This is a genomic window from Mogibacterium pumilum (assembly GCF_002243385.1).
GTDB lineage: Bacteria > Bacillota > Clostridia > Peptostreptococcales > Anaerovoracaceae > Mogibacterium > Mogibacterium pumilum.
The window spans coordinates 629393-651207 of the sequence record NZ_CP016199.1 but is presented as its reverse complement, the minus strand read 5'-3'; the positions used below and the strand labels follow the sequence as shown (position 1 = coordinate 651207).

General features: G+C 42.8%; 20 protein-coding genes. 3 read left to right on the top strand and 17 right to left on the bottom strand.

What is annotated here, in order from left to right; genetic code table 11:
- Positions 1-16: 16 nt before the first annotated feature.
- The 4 genes from AXF17_RS03170 to AXF17_RS03155 form a co-directional block, all read right to left on the bottom strand.
- A complete protein-coding gene (locus AXF17_RS03170) occupies positions 17-310 on the bottom strand; it encodes a metal-sensing transcriptional repressor (RefSeq protein WP_094233767.1) in 294 nt (97 codons plus the stop codon).
- Between the two features lie 291 nt (positions 311-601).
- Positions 602-1732, bottom strand: a complete 1131-nt coding sequence (locus AXF17_RS03165; protein WP_094233766.1) for an aldo/keto reductase — start codon at positions 1730-1732, stop codon at positions 602-604.
- Between the two features lie 95 nt (positions 1733-1827).
- Positions 1828-2403, bottom strand: a complete 576-nt coding sequence (locus AXF17_RS03160) for a uracil-DNA glycosylase family protein (RefSeq protein WP_094233765.1) — start codon at positions 2401-2403, stop codon at positions 1828-1830.
- Positions 2404-2418: 15 nt separating this feature from the next.
- Complete coding sequence (locus AXF17_RS03155; RefSeq protein WP_330398534.1) at positions 2419-3207, bottom strand: ZIP family metal transporter; 789 nt, start codon at positions 3205-3207, stop codon at positions 2419-2421.
- A 113-nt stretch (positions 3208-3320) separates the two neighbouring features.
- On the opposite strand from AXF17_RS03155, the gene AXF17_RS03150 reads away from it, so the two are divergent.
- Complete coding sequence (locus AXF17_RS03150; RefSeq protein ID WP_094233764.1) at positions 3321-4691, top strand: BaiN/RdsA family NAD(P)/FAD-dependent oxidoreductase; 1371 nt, start codon at positions 3321-3323, stop codon at positions 4689-4691.
- Between the two features lie 331 nt (positions 4692-5022).
- On the opposite strand, the gene AXF17_RS03145 is transcribed toward AXF17_RS03150, so the two are convergent.
- From AXF17_RS03145 to AXF17_RS03135, 3 genes are all read right to left on the bottom strand, one after another.
- Positions 5023-5535: a nitroreductase family protein gene (locus AXF17_RS03145; RefSeq protein ID WP_094233763.1), complete on the bottom strand. Its 513-nt coding sequence runs from the start codon at positions 5533-5535 to the stop codon at positions 5023-5025.
- A gap of 191 nt (positions 5536-5726) precedes the next feature.
- A complete protein-coding gene (locus AXF17_RS03140; RefSeq protein ID WP_094233762.1) occupies positions 5727-7985 on the bottom strand; it encodes a Tex family protein in 2259 nt (752 codons plus the stop codon).
- 1 nt (position 7986) lies between these two features.
- Entirely contained in the window at positions 7987-8619 is a 633-nt protein-coding gene (locus AXF17_RS03135; RefSeq protein WP_094233761.1) for a hypothetical protein, read from the bottom strand.
- A gap of 229 nt (positions 8620-8848) precedes the next feature.
- Between AXF17_RS03135 and trxA the strand changes: the two genes are divergently transcribed.
- Positions 8849-9157 (top strand): thioredoxin, encoded by a 309-nt coding sequence (gene trxA / locus AXF17_RS03130; protein ID WP_094233760.1) that lies wholly within the window; start codon positions 8849-8851, stop codon positions 9155-9157.
- Positions 9158-9246: 89 nt separating this feature from the next.
- On the opposite strand, the gene AXF17_RS03125 is transcribed toward trxA, so the two are convergent.
- Entirely contained in the window at positions 9247-10128 is an 882-nt protein-coding gene (locus tag AXF17_RS03125; RefSeq protein WP_094233759.1) for a hypothetical protein, read from the bottom strand.
- 203 nt (positions 10129-10331) lie between these two features.
- Here AXF17_RS03125 and AXF17_RS08950 point away from each other — a divergent pair, with 203 nt between their 5' ends.
- The gene (locus tag AXF17_RS08950) at positions 10332-10505 is read left to right on the top strand and encodes a hypothetical protein (protein ID WP_157682546.1); all 174 of its coding nucleotides are present in this window, start codon (positions 10332-10334) and stop codon (positions 10503-10505) included.
- A 100-nt stretch (positions 10506-10605) separates the two neighbouring features.
- Here AXF17_RS08950 and AXF17_RS03120 read toward each other — a convergent pair whose 3' ends face one another.
- From AXF17_RS03120 to AXF17_RS03080, 9 genes are all read right to left on the bottom strand, one after another.
- On the bottom strand, positions 10606-11394 hold the full coding sequence (locus AXF17_RS03120) for an NYN domain-containing protein (RefSeq protein ID WP_094233758.1): 789 nt from the start codon (positions 11392-11394) through the stop codon (positions 10606-10608).
- A gap of 1 nt (position 11395) precedes the next feature.
- Positions 11396-13096, bottom strand: a complete 1701-nt coding sequence (locus AXF17_RS03115) for a phospho-sugar mutase (protein ID WP_094233757.1) — start codon at positions 13094-13096, stop codon at positions 11396-11398.
- A gap of 120 nt (positions 13097-13216) precedes the next feature.
- Positions 13217-15049, bottom strand: a complete 1833-nt coding sequence (glmS, locus tag AXF17_RS03110) for a glutamine--fructose-6-phosphate transaminase (isomerizing) (RefSeq protein ID WP_094233756.1) — start codon at positions 15047-15049, stop codon at positions 13217-13219.
- A 99-nt stretch (positions 15050-15148) separates the two neighbouring features.
- Positions 15149-16504, bottom strand: a complete 1356-nt coding sequence (glmM, locus tag AXF17_RS03105; protein ID WP_094233755.1) for a phosphoglucosamine mutase — start codon at positions 16502-16504, stop codon at positions 15149-15151.
- Between the two features lie 109 nt (positions 16505-16613).
- Positions 16614-17813, bottom strand: coding sequence for a CdaR family protein (locus AXF17_RS03100; protein ID WP_094233754.1), 1200 nt, complete (start codon positions 17811-17813; stop codon positions 16614-16616).
- Entirely contained in the window at positions 17803-18651 is an 849-nt protein-coding gene (cdaA, locus tag AXF17_RS03095) for a diadenylate cyclase CdaA (protein ID WP_094233753.1), read from the bottom strand. The genes AXF17_RS03100 and cdaA overlap by 11 nt, the downstream gene beginning before the upstream one ends.
- Before the next feature lie 188 nt (positions 18652-18839).
- A complete protein-coding gene (locus AXF17_RS03090; protein ID WP_094233752.1) occupies positions 18840-20165 on the bottom strand; it encodes a HAMP domain-containing sensor histidine kinase in 1326 nt (441 codons plus the stop codon).
- Complete coding sequence (locus AXF17_RS03085) at positions 20162-20818, bottom strand: response regulator transcription factor (RefSeq protein WP_094233751.1); 657 nt, start codon at positions 20816-20818, stop codon at positions 20162-20164. Before AXF17_RS03085 ends, AXF17_RS03090 begins: the two co-directional genes overlap by 4 nt.
- A gap of 14 nt (positions 20819-20832) precedes the next feature.
- Positions 20833-21815: ABC transporter permease (locus AXF17_RS03080; protein ID WP_237049074.1), on the bottom strand; the 983-nt coding region annotated here is incomplete at its 5' end.

Genomic DNA, 21815 nt, shown 5'->3' with positions numbered 1-21815 from the left:
AATTCTCCCTTTTACTCTATTTCATCAGCTTCTGCATGACCTTAACGAGTTCGTCAATGACTTCATCGTCACCGTTTCTTATGTCATTGGCAACACATCCCCTAATGTGACTCGCCATCAGTTCTTTATTGAAGCTATTGAGTGCGCTGTTTACAGAAGACACCTGAATCAAGATATCTGGACAATATGCATCCTTCTCTAGCATGCCTTCGATACCCCTGATCTGACCTTCGATCCTCTTCAGCCTATTCATCAGATTCCTGTATTCCATGTGTGACCGCTCACGGCGACGTTCAGATAGTTCGGCCATATCCCCTCCTAGTATGATAAATTCCCATCTTCAAAATCATCATGTGTTCATTCGCAGAATCTCGATTATTCGCAGTGGGTTGCATTTTTACATCGTTTATTGTTGCTGTACTATGACTTGAGCATATACCCCATACCCCTATATGTCAAGGAACTCTAACTATCTTTAAAATGTGTTTTTCTCCATACTTCTCACATATGCATTCATGCAAAAAGCCGACGACACAATCTACTATCGGCTTTACTGCATTTTTTAATAACTATTAGTGTTTTGTCATAACAACGAAACCACTTACTCTGTCTCGAAGTGCTCCGCCACCATCTCAAGGTTCTTGATTATAGGTAAGTGCTGTGGACAGATTGCCTCACACTGACCACAGGCGATACAGTCACTCGCTTTGCCAAAAGTCATCGCCGTTCTCTCATAGTACTCGCACTGCGGCGTCCACTCGCTATCGCTACTCTCATACATATCCGTGTTATATAAAGAGAAGTAACGTGGAATAGGAATATTTACAGGACATCCCTCAGTGCAGTAAGAACATGCTGTACATGGGATACTGATAGAGCTGTTGATTATCTCAACAACCTTATCTATAATCTCGTACTCCTCTAGAGAAAGTGGTTCAAAAGCCTTCATATATGAAGTGTTATCGAGTAGCTGCTCCATACTGCTCATGCCGCTAAGAACTACTTTTACATTTTCAAGGCTAGCAACGAAACGGATCGCCCAAGAAGCGACGGACATATCGGGACGGTGCGCCTTGAGGAGAGCTTCGGCTTCAGGAGGAACATTTGCAAGGATTCCACCCTTGACCGGCTCCATCACCACAACATCCATTCCATGTTTTACCGCCGCCTCATAGCAGCGCCTCGACTGGACTCCCTCGCTATCCCAATCGAGATAGTTGATCTGCAGCTGGATGAACTCAAATTCTGGATATTCAGTGAGAAACTTGTCCACATGCTCCGCATCCTCGTGTGACGAGAATCCTAGGTGCTTGATGATGCCCGCTTCCTTCTTCGCCTTAAGGTATTCGAAACAGTGAAGCTCCCTGAATTTATCGATGTTCTCGCGTCCTACGTCATGGAGCAGGTAGTAATCGAAATAGCCTGCACCAGTCTTTTCGAGCTGCGCCTCAAAGTATGCATCACGCTCCTCTTCCGTATTAAAAAATCCCGCATGCATCTTGGTAGCAAGCGTGTACTCGCTTCTATCGTGTCGCTTAACTAGGAATTCTTTTGTCGCTGGCTCGCTCTGCTTGTTGTGGTACATCCACGCCGTATCAAAGTAAGTAAACCCCTGTTCAATAAATGAATCTGCCATGCGTCCGCTTTCATCAATATCGATGCTTCCCGCATCGTCCGGGTTAGTCATCGGCAGCCTCATAAGGCCGAAGCCTAGCTTGTATCTAACGTCCATTTTACCCTCCGTACATATATATTAGTCTTATTAAATGTCAATCTATAAATCAATGAAGCTAAGAAGTTAATCTAAGTCAATCAATTTGCTTAATGTTATCCCAGTATATCCGCAACTCTTCTCTCAAGTGCTGGCACAACCTCTTCCATAAACCACGGATTTTTTGCCTGCCAACGAAAGTTGAGTGGACTCGGATGAACTATTGGGAAGTAATTTGGCAGGTATTCCGCGAAGCACCTTACTGTCTCAGTCAGATTGCACTTCATATCGCCTTTCAGATAATAAGCCATCGCATACTTTCCAATCAGAATCGTCATCTGCACATCACCTAGTTCAGCTAAGAGATCACGGTGATACTCCTCAGCAATAAACTTTCTTGGAGGTAAATCTCCCGTTTTGCCCTTTCCTGGATAGTAGAAGTCCATCGGTAAAATCGCAATTTTGTCGGAATAGAAAGTTTCCCTATCTATGCCCATCCACGTGATTAGTTTCTCTCCCGACTTATCGTCAAAAGGAATCTGCGATTCTTCCACCTTGCGACCAGGAGCCTGCCCGATTATGAGAATCTTTGCTCCCTCATTGAGCTGGAAAATAGGCGGAATACCTCGCTCTGTATATTCAACATTTCTCTCATCTGATTTTATCTTCTCTACAATACTTGAAATACTCATGTCTCCCACCCTCTCTTAAGCGAGTGTCACGTCAAGAGTCATCATGATAGAGAATCCCACAGCGAACATCAGTACCCCGCTATGCGAGTGTTCTCCCTCTGACATCTCCGGTATCAGTTCTTCTACTACTACATAGAGCATCGCACCAGCCGCAAAGCTGAGCATATAAGGAAGTATCAGCGTAAGCGCCTGTGCAAAAAGTATCGTCAATATCGCCCCTATCGGTTCAACCACGCCTGATAGTACGCCATTTCTAAATGCACGATGTCTCGAGGATCCCGCAGAATAAAGCGGCATAGAGATAATCGCACCTTCAGGAAAGTTTTGAATTGCAATTCCGATTGCAAGCGCAAGTGCACCACCAAGTGTGATTCCAGAATTACCAGTCATCCAGCCAGCAAATACCACGCCGACCGCCATTCCTTCAGGTATGTTGTGAAGCGTCACTGCGAGTACGAGCATGGTCGTCTTGGACAGTCTGCTCTTGGGACCTTCAACATCATTAGTTACAGCATGCATATGTGGAATCACGTGATCCATAAGAAGGAGAAATCCTATTCCCACCCAGAAGCCTATAACCGCAGGTAGAAAAGCTAGTCTGCCGAGCCCTTCACTTTCCTCCATCGCTGGAATAAGCAGACTCCATATGGATGCGGCAACCATTACACCTGCGGCAAAACCGCTGAGCATACGCTCAACACTTTTGCTGAGGTCTTTTTTCATAAAATAAACGCAAAATGCGCCAAGTATTGTCCCGAGAAACGGAATCATAACTCCGTATATAACATTGATATTAATACCCACATTACCTCCTATTTAAATTCACCCCCCGCACTGCTGTGCCAATAACGAGTGAAACTTATGCTATAATTATGTGATTCTCATTATACACCTAGGAGATGAAATTGAAATAAGCTATGAGTTTAAAAAGCACAGATAAAATACTTAATACTAAATTCGGAACCACCGGCGAGACTACTCCGTCCATCGCTTCGTCTATACCCGTCACTGGAACATTGATAATCGGGGCTGGCGCCGCTGGACTGATGTGCGCTACCAATCTTAAGACTGGCGGCATCATACTCGAAGGTTCATCTCGAATTGGAACTAAGCTTCTGATGAGCGGTCACGGACATTGCAATATCACACATGCAGGCAGCATCAAGGATTTTCCTAGTTGCTACGGTGCCGCCGGAAGGTCAATACGCAAGATTCTATATAAATACAGCAATACTGACCTTGTGGATTTTCTCGAATTGCGTGGAGTCAAGACGGTGACTGATGAGGATGGCCGAATATTTCCAGAATCGATGCGAGCACAGGATGTGAGGGATGCATTCTTAGAGGCAACTGAATCAAATGGGTTCAAGGTAGTTACTAATAGAAAGGTAATTGAAATTCATGTAGCTGAAGCAAGTTCAGAAGTTTGCAAATACATAGTTGTAGCCGAAGCTCCAGACGGTCAGAGGTTTCATTATGAAGCCACTAACCTAGTAATTGCAACTGGCGGAAAGTCATACCCTAGAAGTGGTTCAGATGGCTCGATGTTCGATGTCATATCTGCAGGTTTAGGAATTGAACATACAGAACTAAAGCCTTCACTTGCACCACTCGAGATAAAGGGATATCCGTATGGCGAGCTGTCTGGAATATCGTTTGACAAGGTGGAAATCAGCATATATCCGAAGTCCGGCAAGCGTCTTGTACTACTAAGCGGTGGTCTGCTTCTTGCCCATGATAATTTCACTGGACCAGTTATTCTCAATTCATCCAAATACGCTGAGTCAGGCTGTTGGCTACTGATTAACTACATAGGTATGGGTAGAGATGACGCACTGACTAGGCTCACTTCGAATGACTGTTCTGGAGCAGGATCCTCGCAAAGCAGAAACTCTGGAACCAAGTCCGCGCAAAGCGGCGAACTCGCGTCTATCATTGCCAAAGAGTTCGCCCTGCCGCGCCGCTTCGCCAAGGAAGTGGCGAAGCGTTCCGCTTGCAGCGCACGCAAGGCCGCCATCCTCCTGACGGAGGATCGATTCGAAATCGAATCGCGCGGTGACTTCAGCAAAGCCATCGTCACCGCCGGCGGCCTCCGCCTCGACCAGTTTGACTGCAAATCGATGCAGCTCAAATCCGTCCCAAACACCTACTGTATCGGAGAAATGCTTGATGTAGACGGCATCACGGGCGGCTACAACCTCCAGTTTGCCTGGTCTTCGGCGCGAGCAGCAGCTGCATCAATCGAATCAAATATAAATAATACAGTTCCTACCCATACGGAAGATTAGCCGTATAGATTTGAAGCAACACAGTATCTCTAGCTGATGCCTAAACTTAAAATAAAAATATAACCGCTGTATCCATTAAGTTTTCAATGGATACAGCGATTTTTACCAACACGTTTTGTCCTATAACTATGCACTATGTGGTTTTAAAAATTTTGTTCTTATCAAAAGCTCCAGCGATTTCTCGCTGGAGCCTTCTGCATCTAATTATTTAAACAGTTCAATATTCCACATTTTAGACATCTCATTATTAAAATGATTCAATATTCCGCATTTTAGTTCAGCCTCTGGCGCATTTATGTTCGCAGAACTTTGCACTTCACCCTTTATCAAGCTACAGATACGAAACCGTTTCACAGAGTTCCTTGCGGCTAAAGTGATTAGGTAGCGGCTTTCCTTCCTCTGCCGCATATCCTAGATCCATAGCCATCAAGATTTCTTCATTCTCAGGAAGTTCAAGTGCCTTATGCAGCTTGTCTGGATCAAGGAAATTAATCCAGCAGCTATCTAGTCCAACATCAGTTGCCGCGAGCATCATGTGAGTCGCAACGATTGAAGCATCCTCAATTCCCGAATCCCTCTTTTCGCCTGGATATATGTACACATTGTTCGTATCGAACGCAACCACTAATACAGTCGGTGCACCGTATCTGCAAGGTGTTTCGATATCAAACTTGTCTAGTGCCTCCTTTGATTCGAGGACATATACATGCTGCTCCTGTAGATTCTTGGCAGTTGGTGCAAGTCTTCCTGCCTCTAGTATAGCCTCGAGTTTCTCATGCTCTACCTTCTTGTCTGAGTATTTTTTGCAAGAATATCTGTTTTTTACAACTTCCTTAAAATCCATAACGTCCTCCTATTTATCGATATAATATAGCTACTATAGCCATTAATATGCTGCTACTGTAACCCTTACTATATCATTACTATAACCGTTACTATGCCGCTACTATAATACTACTATCCGCTACCATGCCGTACCTATGCCGTTAGCCACTAGTTGCCTGCACTGAAGCTGATCATAAATCTGCAACTTTACTATCTCTTTTTCTTCATCGATAGTGCAATCTTCTTGCGCTTTTCATCTACAGATAGGACACGGACATTTACGATATCCCCTACCTTTACCACGTCGAGTGGGTGCTTTACGAATCTATCCGATAGCTCAGATATATGTACGAGACCATCCTGATGAACACCAATATCTACAAATGCTCCGAAGTCAACGATGTTACGAACTGTTCCCTTGAGCTCCATATCTGGTCTCAAATCGCTTATCTCCAGCACATCGCTTCTTAGTAGCGGCGCCTCGGCCTCTTCTCTAGGGTCTCTTCCTGGCTTTTCGATTTCACTCAAAATATCCTTTAGCGTATATTCGCCGATATTTGCCACCTCTGCTAGCTGTTTCATCGATGGCTTATCCGACTTATTATTAGTGTGCTTGCTGCCGAACTTCTCCTGCAATTTGTTCTTGGAGATCAGGCTATCTGAAACCCCCTTAGCCGCACCAGTGATGATATCAGCAGGCTTGTATCCCATAATTTCCAAAATCTTACGTGCTGCATCATAGCTCTCCGGGTGTACCGCTGTGCAGTCAAGTGGCTCCTTGCCATCTCTGATGCGAAGGAATCCGGCACACTGCTCAAAGGCCTTAGGACCAAGTTTGGCAACCTTAAGCAGTTGCTTTCTGCTGTCAAATCTACCATTTTCTTCACGATACTTCACGATATTAGCGGCAATCGGCTTACTTATTCCCGATACATACTCGAGAAGAGAAGCTGAAGCGGTATTTAAATCTACACCGACATTGTTTACACAATCTTCTACCACTGCACCAAGGGCTTCCGCTAACCTCTTCTGATCCATGTCATGCTGATACTGACCAACTCCGATTGAGCGTGGGTCGATTTTAACGAGCTCTGCGAGTGGATCCTGCAGCCTTCTAGCAATCGACGCGGAGCTACGCTCACCTACATCGAGGTCTGGATATTCATCTGTCGCCAGTTTACTAGCTGAATATACGGAAGCGCCAGCCTCATTCACGATTACATATTGGAGCTTTTTCTTAGGATTTGCATATAGCCCCTGCTCGTATTCCTTAATAAATTCAGCGATAATCTGCTCCGACTCACGAGAAGCCGTACCATTTCCAACGGAGATGATATCTATGTCATGCTTCTTTACGAGCTCCGCTACGACCATCTTGGCTTCTTTGATCTTATTCTGCGGTGCAGTCGGATAGATGACAGTGGTGTCCAAAATCTTTCCTGTAGCATCTACCACAGCTAGCTTGCAGCCAGTTCTAAATGCCGGGTCCCATCCGAGAACAGTCTTGCCGCCAATAGGTGGCTGCATGAGTAGCTGTTCGAGGTTGCTGGCAAATATCTTTATCGCCCCCTCCTGTGCTCCGAGGGTCAGCTCATTTCTGATTTCAGTTTCGATAGATGGAGCAATTAACCTCTTGTACGCATCTACAGCCGCTTCTTCGATATACTGCTGAGTCACCTTGTTAGCAGAACTCTTGAGGTCTTTGAACAACCTACCTTCTATCTTCTCTACCGGCGCCTCCAGTTTTACGCTGAGAACCTTCTCATTCTCACCTCTGTTGATAGCAAGAATTCTGTGACCAGGGAGTCCGGACACCTTCTCTGCAAATTCAAAGTAGTTCTCATATACGCTGCGTTCTCCGCTAGCCTCGAGTTCTGCCTTAACCGCAGGTACTACCGCTGTGATTAGCACACCTTCCTTGGCCGTCAGCGCTCTAATCCATGTTCTTATATCCGCATCATCCGATATATCTCCAGCAATGATGTCTAGTGCTAGTTTAATTGCAGTGTCAGCATCATTTACTTCATGCTCTTCGCTCAGATACTTTAGAGCCTCTTCTCGTACAGGCGATGCCGCATCGATTGACATAATATATGTAGCAAGTCCTTCAAGTCCTTTCTCCCTGGCGATCATCGCACGAGTACGTCTCTTCGGCTTGTATGGTCTATATATGTCTTCGACAGCAACGACTGTCTCAGCTTGCTCGAGTTTTGCAAGAAGCTCGGCAGTGAGCTTGCCCTGTGATTCAATAGAAGCTATTACTGTCTGCTTCCTCTCCTCAAGTGAACGCAGATACTTAAGTCTCTCATCGAAGTGTCTTAATATTTCATCATCAAGCGCACCAGTCGCTTCCTTTCGGTATCGCGCAATGAACGGGATGGTATTTCCCTCGTCAATAAGCTTGATTACCGCCTCGGATTGCCAAGATTTTATTCCTAATTCCTGGGTTATCTTCTGTGTAATATCCATATTAATTCAGCATGCTGCTATCTAGTATCAGCATTATATCCCCTTCATTGTCATACGCGCGGAAACGCACCTTCTGCCCTGGTTCTAGGCCAAATCCCTGCTTCGGTGGATTGTGAAGTGTTCCGTAGAATTCGTTATCGCCAAAGTCTGTCGTTCTAACCCACACAACCTCCGGCAAAAATCCCTTCTTACCCACCGTCACACTCACGAAGTCCGGAAGTTCCATGTTACGTCCACCATCCAGCATCTCGAGTTCTCTGAGCATACTCATCTTTTTATCTGCTGACTCAAAATTCTCTCGGATATCTTCTGGAACGTCTAAAAACCCTGTTATGTCTGCCTCTAGATTTTTTACAAGTTCAAACTCATAATCTCTAACATCGCTAAATCTAACTCGTGCATACTTCTCTGTGCTTCTTGGTCCAATCTCCAGTGTACCATTCTCTTTTCTTTTTGCCGAGGCCAGCAGATTAAAGTTAGTGCCTACAAGGTCTTCACAAAAGCAGTATGCGAGCACGCCTGTCGCTCCATCGATTATCTCGAGCGTATCAGATAGTTCCTCTAGCGCATCTGGGCATTCGATATAGATAAACTTGTGAAATATCTCTCTGAAAGTAGCTTCATCAATATACATGTTCATTCTCCGATTTCTAGTTATGTCATTTTACTTATGGTTCTACCGTGTATCCACAGCTTACCAAAAGGCATTTACCAGCTATTAATTATACCACGATATTGTTTTTTCTCACAGAATCATCACACAGAGACTCCCAAAAATGGTAAAGTGGAATCAATAAGAATTGTATGCAATTAATCAGACGTTTCACGTTCTGATTTTTGAGTAATATCAGGAGGATAAGAAAATGGCAGCAATTGAATTGACAGCAGAAAATTTCGAACAGGAAGTACTACAGGCAGATAAGCCGGTTCTAGTTGATTTCTGGGCATCATGGTGCGGACCATGCAAGATGCTTTCACCAGTTATTGAGGAGATCGCTGAAGAGAGAAGCGACATCAAAGTTGGAAAGGTTAACATTGATGAGCATCCAGAGCTAGCTCAGAAGTATGGCGTTATGAGCATCCCAACCGTTCTTGTACTTAAGAACGGAGAGGAAGTAAATAAGTCCGTAGGAGCAGTTCCTAAGAAGGCTCTCCTAGATCTTATCGGCTAATAGCGTTTATCGCAGGGCGGTACTCAATTTAAAACCAGCAAAAAGACCTCACTGGATTAATCCAGTGAGGTCTTTTGATTTCCCTAGTATTATGCTTCAAAAGCTTCTTGTACTGCCTGCTTATCCTCGAGCAACACCGCTACTTCCTCTTCGTTAAGTTCATGCTTTGATAGATCCACATATGTCTGTGTGAGCCTGATTGCGAATATCGTTCTGATGATAAATACTATGATATACGCTACTATCAGTAAGAAGAAAAAGCCTTGCATACCTCTTAACGCGCTGTAAAGTGCGACAAAGACATCTGCTCCTTCGCCAGCTATCTTCAGGAAGTATTTCTTGAGGACAAATGTCATACCAGTGACACCAACTACTTCCATCACCGTTGTTACAATCATCGCAATCCTGTATATGCGTTCCGTTATAGTTAGATTATAAGCTAGGCCCTGCCCGCCTAGTACATCGACTACTCGTCTTGTTCCAAACAAAATATTGCGCATATAAATGATATTTATCGCGTTACCAGCAACCTGCATCGCGAGCATAGTAAATACTACTATCCAACTCAATACATTCATTGCCGTGTTATTGATACCACTCGTTTTAAATACTAAGAAAATGAATTCACCAGCTGTAACTAATACTACAAATATTGTGATTACTGATAGAACTAGGAAAACGAGATATCCAATATAAAACTTAAAAGCTTTTTTGTAGTATGGATTTAGTTTACCAAGCCCGTTTAGTCCCATAATATATAAAATTGTATTCGCTATAAAAATAAGTAGTATTATATCTGGTGCGACCTTCGTCGTGAACAGTAGAGCGCCTTGTGATATCTCAGACATCGCTGCAATCTGCAGAAGGGTAAACAATCCTGTCATGCCGTTTATCAATATATATCCAACTTCTAGCCAAATCGCGATACTAATATATTTAAGGCCATCAAAATTAATTTCCTGCTTACCCATAACGCCCTCCTTTCTTGTTTTTTATAAAATGTTTAACCTTTAATTGTTATGAATATTCATGTTGAAATTCGTTAATGAAGTAATATTTATGGATATAATTCTTTTATTTAAATTCATTATATTGGTGAACAAGTTGAGGAAACAACAGATATAATGTAAAATAATAAATAATTAAGAATTAAAAGTTAGGATTAGGAGGAATTATGGACGGTAAGAAATATCAAGAGGCATTCAACAACAACGTGCCTGATGGCTACGATGCTGATACATATATTATCGCATGTCCTGTATGTAACAAGGAATTTCAGGCATCACCTGGAGATGCAGTTTGCCCAGAATGCGGAGCTGAACTCAGCTTTACGATTGAGGACAAATAACTGGAGCTGGTGGAGCCAGCTTTACGATTGTAATAACAGCTATGTAAAACCTCCCATGTCAGCATGATGCCAATAGGAGGTTTTTCATTATCTTTATTTTTTATCTTATAGTAACGTAGATGCCGCGATCTCCGCTCACTTCTACCTTGAGTGACTTGAAGTCACTTACAAATTCCTTCAGATACTTGTAACGCTTTCCGCCCTTCATGCTGTAATATCGCACGTCGAAGTTCTTGTACACTCGGTTGAGTTCATTGCCAATAAGACCTAAATCTGTAGGCTTACCCTTATCGTTGTTCTCCATGATGATCTGTTGAATCTTAGCCTCGATAGCCTTTTTACTAGGCGTATTAGCTGTATTTTCGGAAGTATCCTTACTAGGTTCCTGTTTCTTCTGCTTCTTATATTCAGCCTCGAGAGCCTCTTCAGCAAGGCGCTCCTCCTCTGCCTGCTTGGCGAGAAGGTCGATATAGATGAACTTATCGTATGCATTTTCAAGAGCCTCTGTAGCCTTATCAGACTCTCCCATACCTAGTACGAGGCAACCTGACTCACTAAGTCTTCTAGCCAGTGATGTGAAATCGCTGTCCGAAGACACTATGCAGAAGCCTTCAACATTACTGCCATAAAGGATATCCATAGCATCGATAATAAGTGCCGAATCGGAAGCGTTTTTTCCCCTTGTATTGTTGACTTGCATCATCGGCTTGAGTGAGTGCTTTCTGATTTCTTGTTCCCATCTCGTCTTGACGATTCGTTCCCAGTTTCCGTAAATTCGCTTGTAAGAACAGATACCATACTTCTCAATCTCATCGATTATGTAGCCAGCATACTGAGCCGAAATGTTTTCTGCATCTATGAGTAGCGCAATTCTTACTTCATCTGTCATCTTAAATTTCCTTATATTTGTTTACTTCAGCAATTACAGCCTTTGAGATTCTCGCAAGTCTGCTCTCTGCTGCTGACTCTGTACCGTAGAAGCCGAAATATATCTTGAATTTCGGTTCAGTTCCAGAAGGCCTGAATGCAATCCAGTCTAGTCCATTAAGTTCATAGAGAATAACATTTGACTCAGGCATGTAGTCAGTGTAATTTTTTACATCTAGTACCCCTAGCTCAGTTCCATGTTCACCCAGCTTGCCTCCAAGCGCCCTTAAGTGTTCCATGAACCTTTCACCAACTCCTGCGCCATCTACACTAACGCTTGATTCAGCAGCGTATCCATACAGTTTGTGCAGCGACTCAAGTTGGTCGATTAGTGTTACACCATTTGCCTTAGATAATGTTGCAATCTCAGCGATTGCTATTGCTGCCATCACGCCGTCCTTATCACGAACTGCCTGGTTGAGCATGTACCCATTGCTCTCCTCGAAAGCGAACAGGAATTTTTCTGTTCCTTCGTCGGAGTGTTGTCTTATCTGGTCAGAGATGTTCTTGATACCAGTTAAAGTCTCGTATAGATTCACCCCATATCTAGCGCAAATAGCTCTTGCGAGGTGAGTCGAGACTATTGATGTTACAGCATATCCATTATCAGGAAGCCTGCCGAGTTTCTTTGACTCAGATAGTAGGTATTCCAGAAGGATTGCTCCAATCTGGTTACCTGATAGTTTCTTATAATCACCCTCATCGTAAACAGAAACTCCCAGTCTGTCAGAATCTGGATCCGTTACGATTATAATATCTGCAATCGACATATCAGCGTACTTCTTAGCTAAATCATACGTATCGTCATATTCAGGGTTAGGCACTCTGAGACTTGGGAAATCACCGTTTGGGCGGTCTTGCTCATTTACCGCATATACCTTTTCATATCCTAGCTCACGAAGAGCTCTTCTTACAGGTTCACGGCCTGATCCATTGAGTGGAGAGTATACGATACGTAGTGATGCTCTTGCTCTTCTACTCACACTGCTGCTGTTAAATGAGTCCATAATCATCGCGTTGTAGCTATCGTCAATCTCTCTACCGAAATACGTGATCTCTCCAGACTTAACTAGCTCCTCAAAGGAGTCTGAAGAAGCCAGAATCTCAATTCCATCAACTGCAGCCCTGATACGACTCTTAATCGTTTCAGTTTCTTCATCAATCATCTGCGCACCATCGGCTCTATACGACTTGAATCCATTATATTCCTTAGGGTTGTGTGAAGCTGTGATCATAATTCCGCCATCAGCCGCATAATTTCTTATCGCATACGAAAGCATCGGCACTGGACGTAGTCTATCTGAAAAGAGAACTTTCACACCAGCTGCGCAGCTCGCTAATGCCGCTGCTTCTGCAAACTCTCTGGAATTATTGCGCGAATCGTACGAGATAACGATTTTCACAACCTTGCCTTCGTGCTGTTCCACCAGCATCTCACCCATCGCATATGCCGCTGTCGCAATGGTGTATATATTCATGCGTGCAGAACCAGCACCCATGGTTGCTCTCATTCCAGCTGTACCAAAATCAAGCTCCTCACCAAAGCATCTCTCTATTTCGTCTGGATGAGATATCATGTTCATCAGATACTGTCTCATATTGGGGTCGATTCCCTTGGCGTTAATCCATTCGGTATAATTCTTGATTGCCTTGTTCTCTTCCATATCAATTCTCTAATTCTAAATAAAATACATAGTCTATAATTTTTTAAAATATAGTCTCGAGCATGCACGCCAGTCTGCAACTGTAGGCCACGTACACGCTCGTACTAATAGATATTAATTTTATTCTACAGTTACGCTCTTTGCGAGGTTACGAGGTCTGTCGATTTCACAGCCCTTTTCTTTTGCAACGTAGTAAGCGTATATCTGTAGTGGAATTACGCTGAGAAGTGGTGAAACTTCATCCATGCACTCCGGGATATAGAAAGTTTCATCTGAATGCTCTTCAATAGCGGTGTTTCCTTCTTTAGCGATAGAGATTACATGTGCATTACGCGCCTTAACCTCCTGAATGTTGGAAACCATCTTGTCAAATAGTTTGGACTGTGTCGCAAGTGCCACGAGGATAGTCTTTGGCTCCATAAGAGCGATAGTTCCGTGCTTAAGCTCTCCTGCTGCGATAGCGAAGGAGTTGATGTATGATATTTCCTTAAGCTTGAGCGAGCCTTCGTAAGCAACACTTGCATCCATGCCTCTTCCGATGAAGAATACCTGATCTCTATCGTAAAGCTTCTTTGCCAGCTTCTCGATGTCACCTCTGAGCTTGAGAACCTCTTCGAGCTTATCAGGAATAGCCGATAACTCGCTAATAATCTCACTATAATACTCTCCAGAGATAGTTCCGCGTAGGTCTCCTAGATATAGAGACAGGAGGTATAGCGAAAGAAGCTGAGTTGTGTAAGCTTTTGTCGATGCTACTGAAATTTCAGGGCCAGCCCATGTGTAGAACACATCATCAGATTCACGAGCAACTGTGCTACCCACTACGTTGACGATTGAGAGCACTCTTGCACCCTTTCTCTTCGCCTCACGAAGAGCCTCAAGTGTATCCGCAGTCTCTCCAGACTGGCTGATTGCGATGAATAGGGTCTTCTCATCTACGAAAGGATCTCTGTATCTAAACTCAGAAGCCACATCAACTTCAACAGGCAGCTTGATCAGCTTCTCGAAAATATTTCTTCCAACTAGTCCAGCATGATATGCAGTTCCGCATGCTACGATACAAATCTTATTAAACTTAGCAAAGTCTTCCTTGGTGAGGGTCATATTGTAAAGCGACACTCTACCATCTTCACCAAGATTACGATCAAGAGTCTCCTTGATTGCTGTTGGCTGATCGAAGATTTCCTTGAGCATGAAGTGCTCATACTTGCCCTTTTCAGCAACACTCTCATCCCAGCTGATGTGCATTGTCTCGCGCTTGATTTCCTTGCCGGACTCGTCGTAAATTGTAACGCTGTCTGGTGTTAGCACTACTGTATCACCAGTCTCTAGCAAATAAACATCCTTCGTATACTTGAGAAGCGCTGAAAAGTCGGACGCTACGAAATTGCACCCGTCTCCCTTTCCTACGATTAGCGGAGCGTTTTTTCTATATGCAACGAATGTATCCGGCTGATCTTCAGCTATTGCAGCGAGTGCAAAAGTTCCAGTCATCTCGTGAGTTACCTTATCCATGGTAGCCTTGAGATCACCTATCTCGTTATAATATTTTCCGAACAGAACTGCAGCAACCTCTGAGTCGGTATCACTCTTAAATGTGAATCCCTCTTTCTCGAGCTCGGTTCTGATTTCTACATAGTTTTCAACTGTTCCATTATGAACGAGAGCAATTCTATTATCGTTACTCATATGTGGATGTGAATTAACATCAGATGGAGCACCGTGAGTAGCCCATCTTGTGTGGCCGATTCCTACGTGACCACCTAGATTCTCTTTTCCGATTAGCTTCTCCAGATTAACGATAGCACCAACGTGCTTTCTTAACTGGATCTTGCCGTCGTTTACAACAGCGATACCTGCTGAGTCATATCCTCTGTACTCTAACTTCTTAAGTCCTTCGATAATTATGCCCTGAGGAGCATCGTTACCTACATAACCTACAATGCCGCACATATTATTTCCTCCAAATGTATTATTTCAAATAGCACTCCCACAGCTCACCGCGAGTTGCTACAACGATTCGCAATTTTAGTTCGAGTAGTTACTCTTACACTACTTTCCGAATTTCTCCGAGATAAGATTCGCTATCTGTTCAGCGTAGCCTTGAATCTCGTCGATATCCTCGCCCTCGAGCATAACTCTGATAAGTGGTTCGGTACCTGAAGGTCTTATCAGAACTCTACCTGAACCCTTCATCTTAGCTTCAATCTCAGCGATGAACTTCTTAATCTCTTCATCTTCAAGAGCAGTTGCCTTGAGAGCGTTATCCACTCTCGCATTTACTAATGCCTGTGGGTAAATCTGAATCTCATCTCTAAGCTCACTGAGCTTCTTGCCCGAATCAAGATATGCCTTCATGAACTGCAGGGATGATAGAACACCATCTCCAGTAGTTGTGTAGTTCAAGAAAATCATGTGTCCTGACTGCTCTCCGCCGAGAACAGCCCCTGTCTGTTTCATCGACTCTAGTACGTATCTGTCACCAACCTTAGTCACATCAACACCTATACCATATCCATCCAGATATTTATGAAGTCCAATGTTGCTCATAACTGTAGCAGTTATCTTGTCGGTTACGAGAAGTCCATTGTCTTTGAGATACTTTCCACAGATGCATAGTACTCTATCTCCGTCTATAATGCGGCCCTGCTCATCTACGACAATCAATCTGTCAGCATCTCCGTCGTACGCAAAACCAACATTAGCACCGAGCTCTATAACCTTCTCTTGTAGGTTCTCTGGGTGTGTGGATCCGCATCCGTCATTGATATTGATTCCATCCGGCTTATCGCTGATTACTGTAACTTCAGCGCCTAGAGCTTCGTACACGATGTGAGCAGTCTCAAATGACGCACCATTTGCAGTATCGAGAACCACCTTGATGCCATCAAGTCTCTTGTCGATGGTAGTAAGCAGAAAGTCTGTATACTGCTTAATCGCATTAGCGTCATCCTCGCGGCAGGTTCCGAGCTTCGCACCTGTGAATTCATCTGTGCTGATCTCCTTCTCACCTAGTATGATAGCCTCAATCTCCTGTTCAACACTGTCGTCAAGCTTGTAGCCTTCTCCGTTGAACAGCTTAATTCCATTATATTCAAATGGATTATGAGATGCCGAAATGACTACTCCCGCATCTGCATTATATTTCCTTACTAGGTAAGCAACCGCCGGTGTAGGAACGACTCCGAGTTTAACCACATCTCCGCCAACCGAAAGCACTCCTGCCGTCAAAGCGTTTTCCAGCATATCGCCAGAAATTCTAGTATCACGTCCGATTACCATAACCGGTCTCTTCTCGGTTTCTCCCAGCACGAAAGCCGCTGCTCTACCTATATCGAATGCAAGCGAAGCTGTTAATTCTGTATTAGCAACTCCTCTTACACCATCTGTTCCAAACAATCTGCCCATTAACGTCTCCTTAATTCCTTAATATAACCTGCAAAATATAAAGTTCTTCCTTAAGATTCACCTAAAAGATTCCACTAATATCGTTTGCATGACTCAACATCAACCGATATTACTGAATTGTTATATTTATCTGTGCACTCTCAAGTGAAGCCATCATACCAGAATTGTTGGTTAAGTATACAGTAACAGTGTGCTGTCCTGCCCCAAGGCCACCTGCATCTGCACTTATCACAAATGATCCTGCTGTGATATTTACCAGCTTCTCTTTGCTACCCGTCACGATAACATTAACTCCACTATTAGCAGTTGCTGTATGCCCGCTGGCAACGTTGTTAATGTTGATTGATCCGGCAGGCACATTCACGGTCTTTGATGCACTCGTGCTGACCTTGACCCTAAGCATAACATGTCTGGATTCGTTGGCAATACTTACCCCTTCCGGTAGGTCATAATCGATATTTACATCTTTAGTTTCAGTTATTGAACTGATATCCATATCCTTGGATGTGATTTCTGTTACACCCTTGATATCCTTACTCCGACCTTTAATAACGATGGTGTTTGGCGCAGAATATGTGCGTGATACGCTTCCATCTTGATTATTAGTAACCTTGATCTTGAGTTTAACTACTTTAGTCTCACCCTTATATGCGGTTACTGAAATTTTCCCCGGGTCTGTCGTCAAATAATCTATCTTGTGACCGCTTCCGTCTACAGGAATAGCAGGTACACTAAATTCCTTCGCTTTATCTGTAACATTGTTAGCGTCAAGCTCTAGCTTTACAGAGTCTACGTTCTTGATCAGACTCGCAGCTCCCTGAACCTCAACTTCCTTATTGGAGTTTTTCTTAACTACAGGTTCGCCTTCCTGACCGTCCTTGTACGTGGTATATGAACTAACTTTCTTTACTTCTAGATCCTCGACTGTAACCGAAATGCTACTCTCGCTCTGAGATTTGACCGTGACTGCTCCGGGTGCAGCAACCTGAACAGCTATCCTGTTCTCGCCCTTGTCCGCATTAGCAGCATTCACCGTTGCAGAGACCTCTGACTTCTTCAGATCATTTATCGCTGAACGTCTGCCGACAAGTGTTACTGAAATCTTCTCTGTATCCATCTTACTAACAGCTAAATCGTTTTTAGCGAGAGATCTAGAATTAACAACTGTTACTGGAATATTTGAATAGGTTCTTGTTATTGTGGGGTTAATACTGTATACAACGTATAACCATGCGGCAAATGCTATCGCAATCGAAAGAGCCAAATTGATTTTGTTGATTTTCTTTTTGTTAGAATCGTTATTTTGCATCGCGCTTTCCCCCCTTCCGGCGTACTAGCTTCGCAACCTTACCATACATTCCTCTATCAGACGGTAAGTACATGTTGAGAAGCATCTTCTCAATAGTCTTGAGGTCAACGAACCTGCGTATCTTGCCATCTTCAGCGATTGATACTACTCCAGTCTCCTCAGATACTATTATGATTAACGCGTCACAGACCTCGCTAAGACCGACACCTGCACGGTGCCTAGTTCCGAGGTTTCTGCCAATGTTCTTCTTCTCTGTTAAAGGGAATACACATGATGCAGCGTGAATTCTTGCTCCACGAATGATTACACCACCGTCATGAAGTGGTGAGCCTTCGTAAAATAGATTTCCAAGAAGTCTAATTGAAATTTCCGCATCTACAACTACTCCCGTCTCAATGATATCGTTGAGCATAGTATCACGCTCAATAGCTATAAGTGCTCCCGTTCTTGTCGCAGAGAAATCGTCAATTGCGCTCACCAGTGCATCTACCGTCTCAACGGCCTTGTTCTTGTCGATGTTGCGGAACGAGTTTGTGTTCATAAGATTCTTACGCCCCACCTGTTCGAGCGCCCTACGGAGCTCTGGTTGGAACAGCACAACAACTGCAAAGAGCCCCATTGTGAAAAGACTCTTGAGCAGCCAGTTAAGTAGGTATAAGTTGAATATGTCCGATATAAAAAATGCAACTACAATTATTACTAGTCCTCGAATGAGCTGCATTGCTCTAGTTTCCCTGATAAAACCAATCATCTTATATACAATATATGACACGATTGCTATATCCAGGGCGTCTTCCAGTCTGAAATTAGATATAATACTTTGAATCGAGCTCAACATATCGGCATCCCTTCCCTCTCATAATAGTCCATTTTACATGGCATAAGTCATATTATTATACTATTTCGAGCGGGTTTTATCAATAAGAGCGAAAGTGTGGTTTTGATGTGAATTATAAGAATAAGAGGCTTACGCCTTGATGGCATATGCCCCTTATATGCAAGTGTATTCCTAAAACAGGCCCTTCGTTATCGTTTAATTTTAATCATGAATGCAACACTTTTTTCATGACGTTCAAACTTATGCTCTATCCCATAGCTGAGCAAGATATTTCTAACTATATATAGCCCTAAACCACTACTATTCTCTTTTCCAAGATCAAAGTTAACTTCAAATAGCTTATCGCAGTCTAGCTGTTCAGCATTCTCGTAAGAATTTTCAATATAAAACCAGCCATCGCAGGCACCAATATTAATACACCCCGCTTCGTCCGAATACTTGATGGCATTACTTACCACATTAGACATTACAACCTTAAGCGCAGTCCTTCCTACATAAATCTGTTCTTCTCCTAAATAGTTATTAATTGTGATTCCTCGCTGAGTAGCCATTACAGAGTACTTTTCCAGTATCTCGCTCAAAATTTCTTTTATATTAAGCAGCTCCTCCTCATCACTAAGATGTTCAAGTGAAGACACTGACAGTATTTGTGAAATATTTTGAGAAAGGTTATCGACTATATCAATACAACTTCCAATATATTCGTCATGATTCTTATACTTGCCAATGTTATATTTCATATTTTCAAGAATAATTTTGAGGCTGGCTAATGGAGTTTTTAGTTCGTGAGAAGCACCTCTAAAGAAGTCGAATTTTAGCTTTTCTAGCTTTATAATCTCTTCATTCTTGACCTCAAGATCATCTATCAGTTCAAGTAAAGCTACATACAAGTCATTAATTTGCGCTTTGAGCTGTCCTATCTCATCTGATGATTCGATAGGCAAAAGAGCGCTTCTATCAAGCTCCATCATTCGAGTTGTAACTTCTTTTATTTCTTGAACATTTCTTGTCAAAAGTCTTGCATATATCAATGATACTAAAACTGATATCGCTAGCGAAACTGCCAAAGATAAGGGCAGAAACTTTAGGATTAATCCCTTAGCCTCTTGTCGCATATCAGCAGTTGAAACAAAATTCACTGACAATTTACTGCCATCAGCTAGCTTAATATTACGAGTCTCTATAATTAAAGAATTGTTATCGCTCGACTTGTCAATGCTATTTTCAGCATTCTCACCGATTTTCACCTCTCCCGAGTCACTGTTTGAATCAATGAAAGCCTTAATTTCACTGCTTCTCGAATAGAAGGTCAAATACTGCTCAACAAACTGTTCATCCTTTCCCTGCAAAGCTGCAGAAACTTCATTAGCCCTGATATTTATTTTACTCTTTCTATTCTCAAGGTACACTTTAGGGAACATAAGAAATACTACGAGATGGACAACTATAATCAAAATTCCGAGTATGGCGAACGTTTGGACAAATAATTTGGGGAATATCTTCAAGTTTCTCATTTTCTCTCCAGTTTATATCCTACATTTCTAATAGTCACTATGCAATCTAGTCCAAGCTTCTTACGAAGCTCCTTGATATACACATCTATCACGCGATCGAATGGCGGTTCTTCTGTCGCTTTCCAGACATTATCTATTATCTGCTCTCTTGTCAGTGCTCGCCCCTCGTTTTCAACCAAATATTTTAGTATATCGACCTCTTTAGCATTTATATCTACCGGCTCATTACCTAGCGTAGCCGTATAACTGTCAAAATCAACATCAACATTGCCATAACAGAATTTGTCATGCATACCATAATGACGTTCAATCAACGAATCTACACGAGCACGTAATACCGGTAACGAAAACGGCTTCTCTAAATATCCATCCGCCAAACTCGTATATGCATCAATTTTATACTCTTCATCGCTAAATGCCGTAAGCATAAGAACAGGTAATTTGCTTCGTTTTCTAATCTCCTTTAGAACTTCTAAACCATTAATATATGGCATCTGAATGTCGAGAATTACAAGACTGATATCTTGTTCATCAAATTTTGCGAGAGCCTCCCGTCCATCAGGTGCTTCAATCGTATTATAACCAAACTCAGAGAGGAAGTCTGCGACTCCCTCCCTGATATTCTTATCGTCTTCAACTATAAGAATCTTCATTGACCCTCCAGTCTTTATTTCACATCTATCAGCAACTCCTTAGGTCTCTTGCGAAGGATGCGATATGTGGATATGATTAGCGAAATTGCCAGTATCACCGTCATGAAGAGCACTACATAAATGAATGCCCTTGTATTGATGATAACATCTAAACTTGTCAGAGTCTTGTTAAATCCGTCAACTTCTGCTCCACCTCCGAGCCCTGATGAAGCGGATTCTTTAGCTATACCATCAGCAATGCCTCCCGTTACACCACGGAGAACCTTATTACCAATAACCTTGCCGAGTGCTCCGGCTGCAAAGAAGGATATAATATAGGCCGGAACGGCTACAAATATAAGTTCCGCTGCAAACTGTATCGCAATCTCCTTCTTGGTTCTGCCGATTGAAAGAAGAACGGCTACCTCTTTCTTCCTTGAGTTCATCCAGAGGAACAACAATAGCGAAACTACTATCCCTGCAAATATAATTCCGCCAACAAATAATTTGTTTGCAGATGAGTATATTCCCGAAATCGACTGTTGTAGTGCCGGATAGTTCGAAGTGCTCTTAACTAAAGAATATTTATTCCAATCGACATCAAGTCCTTTAATATTCTTAATGACCTTATCGAGGTTTTTATCTCCTTTTACAAAGAAGGTTGCGTCTTGGTACACCGCTGATTGCTCTGTGTTTCCATACAGCTTTGCGGCCGTGTCTATATCACTGATTATGTTGTTCTCATACAGTTCAACAGCTGCACTTGCACCACCTTTATTGTGACCGTCAAAAATTCCCTTTATTTCAACTTCTATGGTTTCGTCTGCCTGTTTCTCGTTATCGGCATCATATTTATTAGACTTAATCTTAATCTTATCACCGACCTTGAGATTATTCTTTTCAGCTAAATCTTTATGAATCAGCACCTTGTTCTTATCAGTCTTCTCCAGATGTTTTCCATCTACAAGTCTAAAGGCACCCGATACAAACTTCGTCTCTTTGGATGAATCATTAACTC

What these genes read in the sequence shown, in the direction of transcription:
- AXF17_RS03160 (WP_094233765.1), bottom strand. Translation starts at nt 2,403, where the DNA reads ATGAGTATTTCAAGTATTGTAGAGAAGATAAAATCAGATGAGAGAAAT.
- cdaA (WP_094233753.1), bottom strand. Translation starts at nt 18,651, where the DNA reads ATGTTGAGCTCGATTCAAAGTATTATATCTAATTTCAGACTGGAAGAC.
- AXF17_RS03115 (WP_094233757.1), bottom strand. Translation starts at nt 13,096, where the DNA reads ATGGAAGAGAACAAGGCAATCAAGAATTATACCGAATGGATTAACGCC.
- AXF17_RS03085 (WP_094233751.1), bottom strand. Translation starts at nt 20,818, where the DNA reads ATGAAGATTCTTATAGTTGAAGACGATAAGAATATCAGGGAGGGAGTC.
- AXF17_RS03140 (WP_094233762.1), bottom strand. Translation starts at nt 7,985, where the DNA reads ATGGATATTACACAGAAGATAACCCAGGAATTAGGAATAAAATCTTGG.
- AXF17_RS03150 (WP_094233764.1), top strand. Translation starts at nt 3,321, where the DNA reads ATGAGTTTAAAAAGCACAGATAAAATACTTAATACTAAATTCGGAACC.
- AXF17_RS03165 (WP_094233766.1), bottom strand. Translation starts at nt 1,732, where the DNA reads ATGGACGTTAGATACAAGCTAGGCTTCGGCCTTATGAGGCTGCCGATG.
- AXF17_RS03170 (WP_094233767.1), bottom strand. Translation starts at nt 310, where the DNA reads ATGGCCGAACTATCTGAACGTCGCCGTGAGCGGTCACACATGGAATAC.
- AXF17_RS03125 (WP_094233759.1), bottom strand. Translation starts at nt 10,128, where the DNA reads ATGGGTAAGCAGGAAATTAATTTTGATGGCCTTAAATATATTAGTATC.
- glmM (WP_094233755.1), bottom strand. Translation starts at nt 16,504, where the DNA reads ATGGGCAGATTGTTTGGAACAGATGGTGTAAGAGGAGTTGCTAATACA.
- AXF17_RS03100 (WP_094233754.1), bottom strand. Translation starts at nt 17,813, where the DNA reads ATGCAAAATAACGATTCTAACAAAAAGAAAATCAACAAAATCAATTTG.
- AXF17_RS03090 (WP_094233752.1), bottom strand. Translation starts at nt 20,165, where the DNA reads ATGAGAAACTTGAAGATATTCCCCAAATTATTTGTCCAAACGTTCGCC.
- AXF17_RS08950 (WP_157682546.1), top strand. Translation starts at nt 10,332, where the DNA reads ATGGACGGTAAGAAATATCAAGAGGCATTCAACAACAACGTGCCTGAT.
- glmS (WP_094233756.1), bottom strand. Translation starts at nt 15,049, where the DNA reads ATGTGCGGCATTGTAGGTTATGTAGGTAACGATGCTCCTCAGGGCATA.
- trxA (WP_094233760.1), top strand. Translation starts at nt 8,849, where the DNA reads ATGGCAGCAATTGAATTGACAGCAGAAAATTTCGAACAGGAAGTACTA.
- AXF17_RS03120 (WP_094233758.1), bottom strand. Translation starts at nt 11,394, where the DNA reads ATGACAGATGAAGTAAGAATTGCGCTACTCATAGATGCAGAAAACATT.
- AXF17_RS03135 (WP_094233761.1), bottom strand. Translation starts at nt 8,619, where the DNA reads ATGTATATTGATGAAGCTACTTTCAGAGAGATATTTCACAAGTTTATC.
- AXF17_RS03145 (WP_094233763.1), bottom strand. Translation starts at nt 5,535, where the DNA reads ATGGATTTTAAGGAAGTTGTAAAAAACAGATATTCTTGCAAAAAATAC.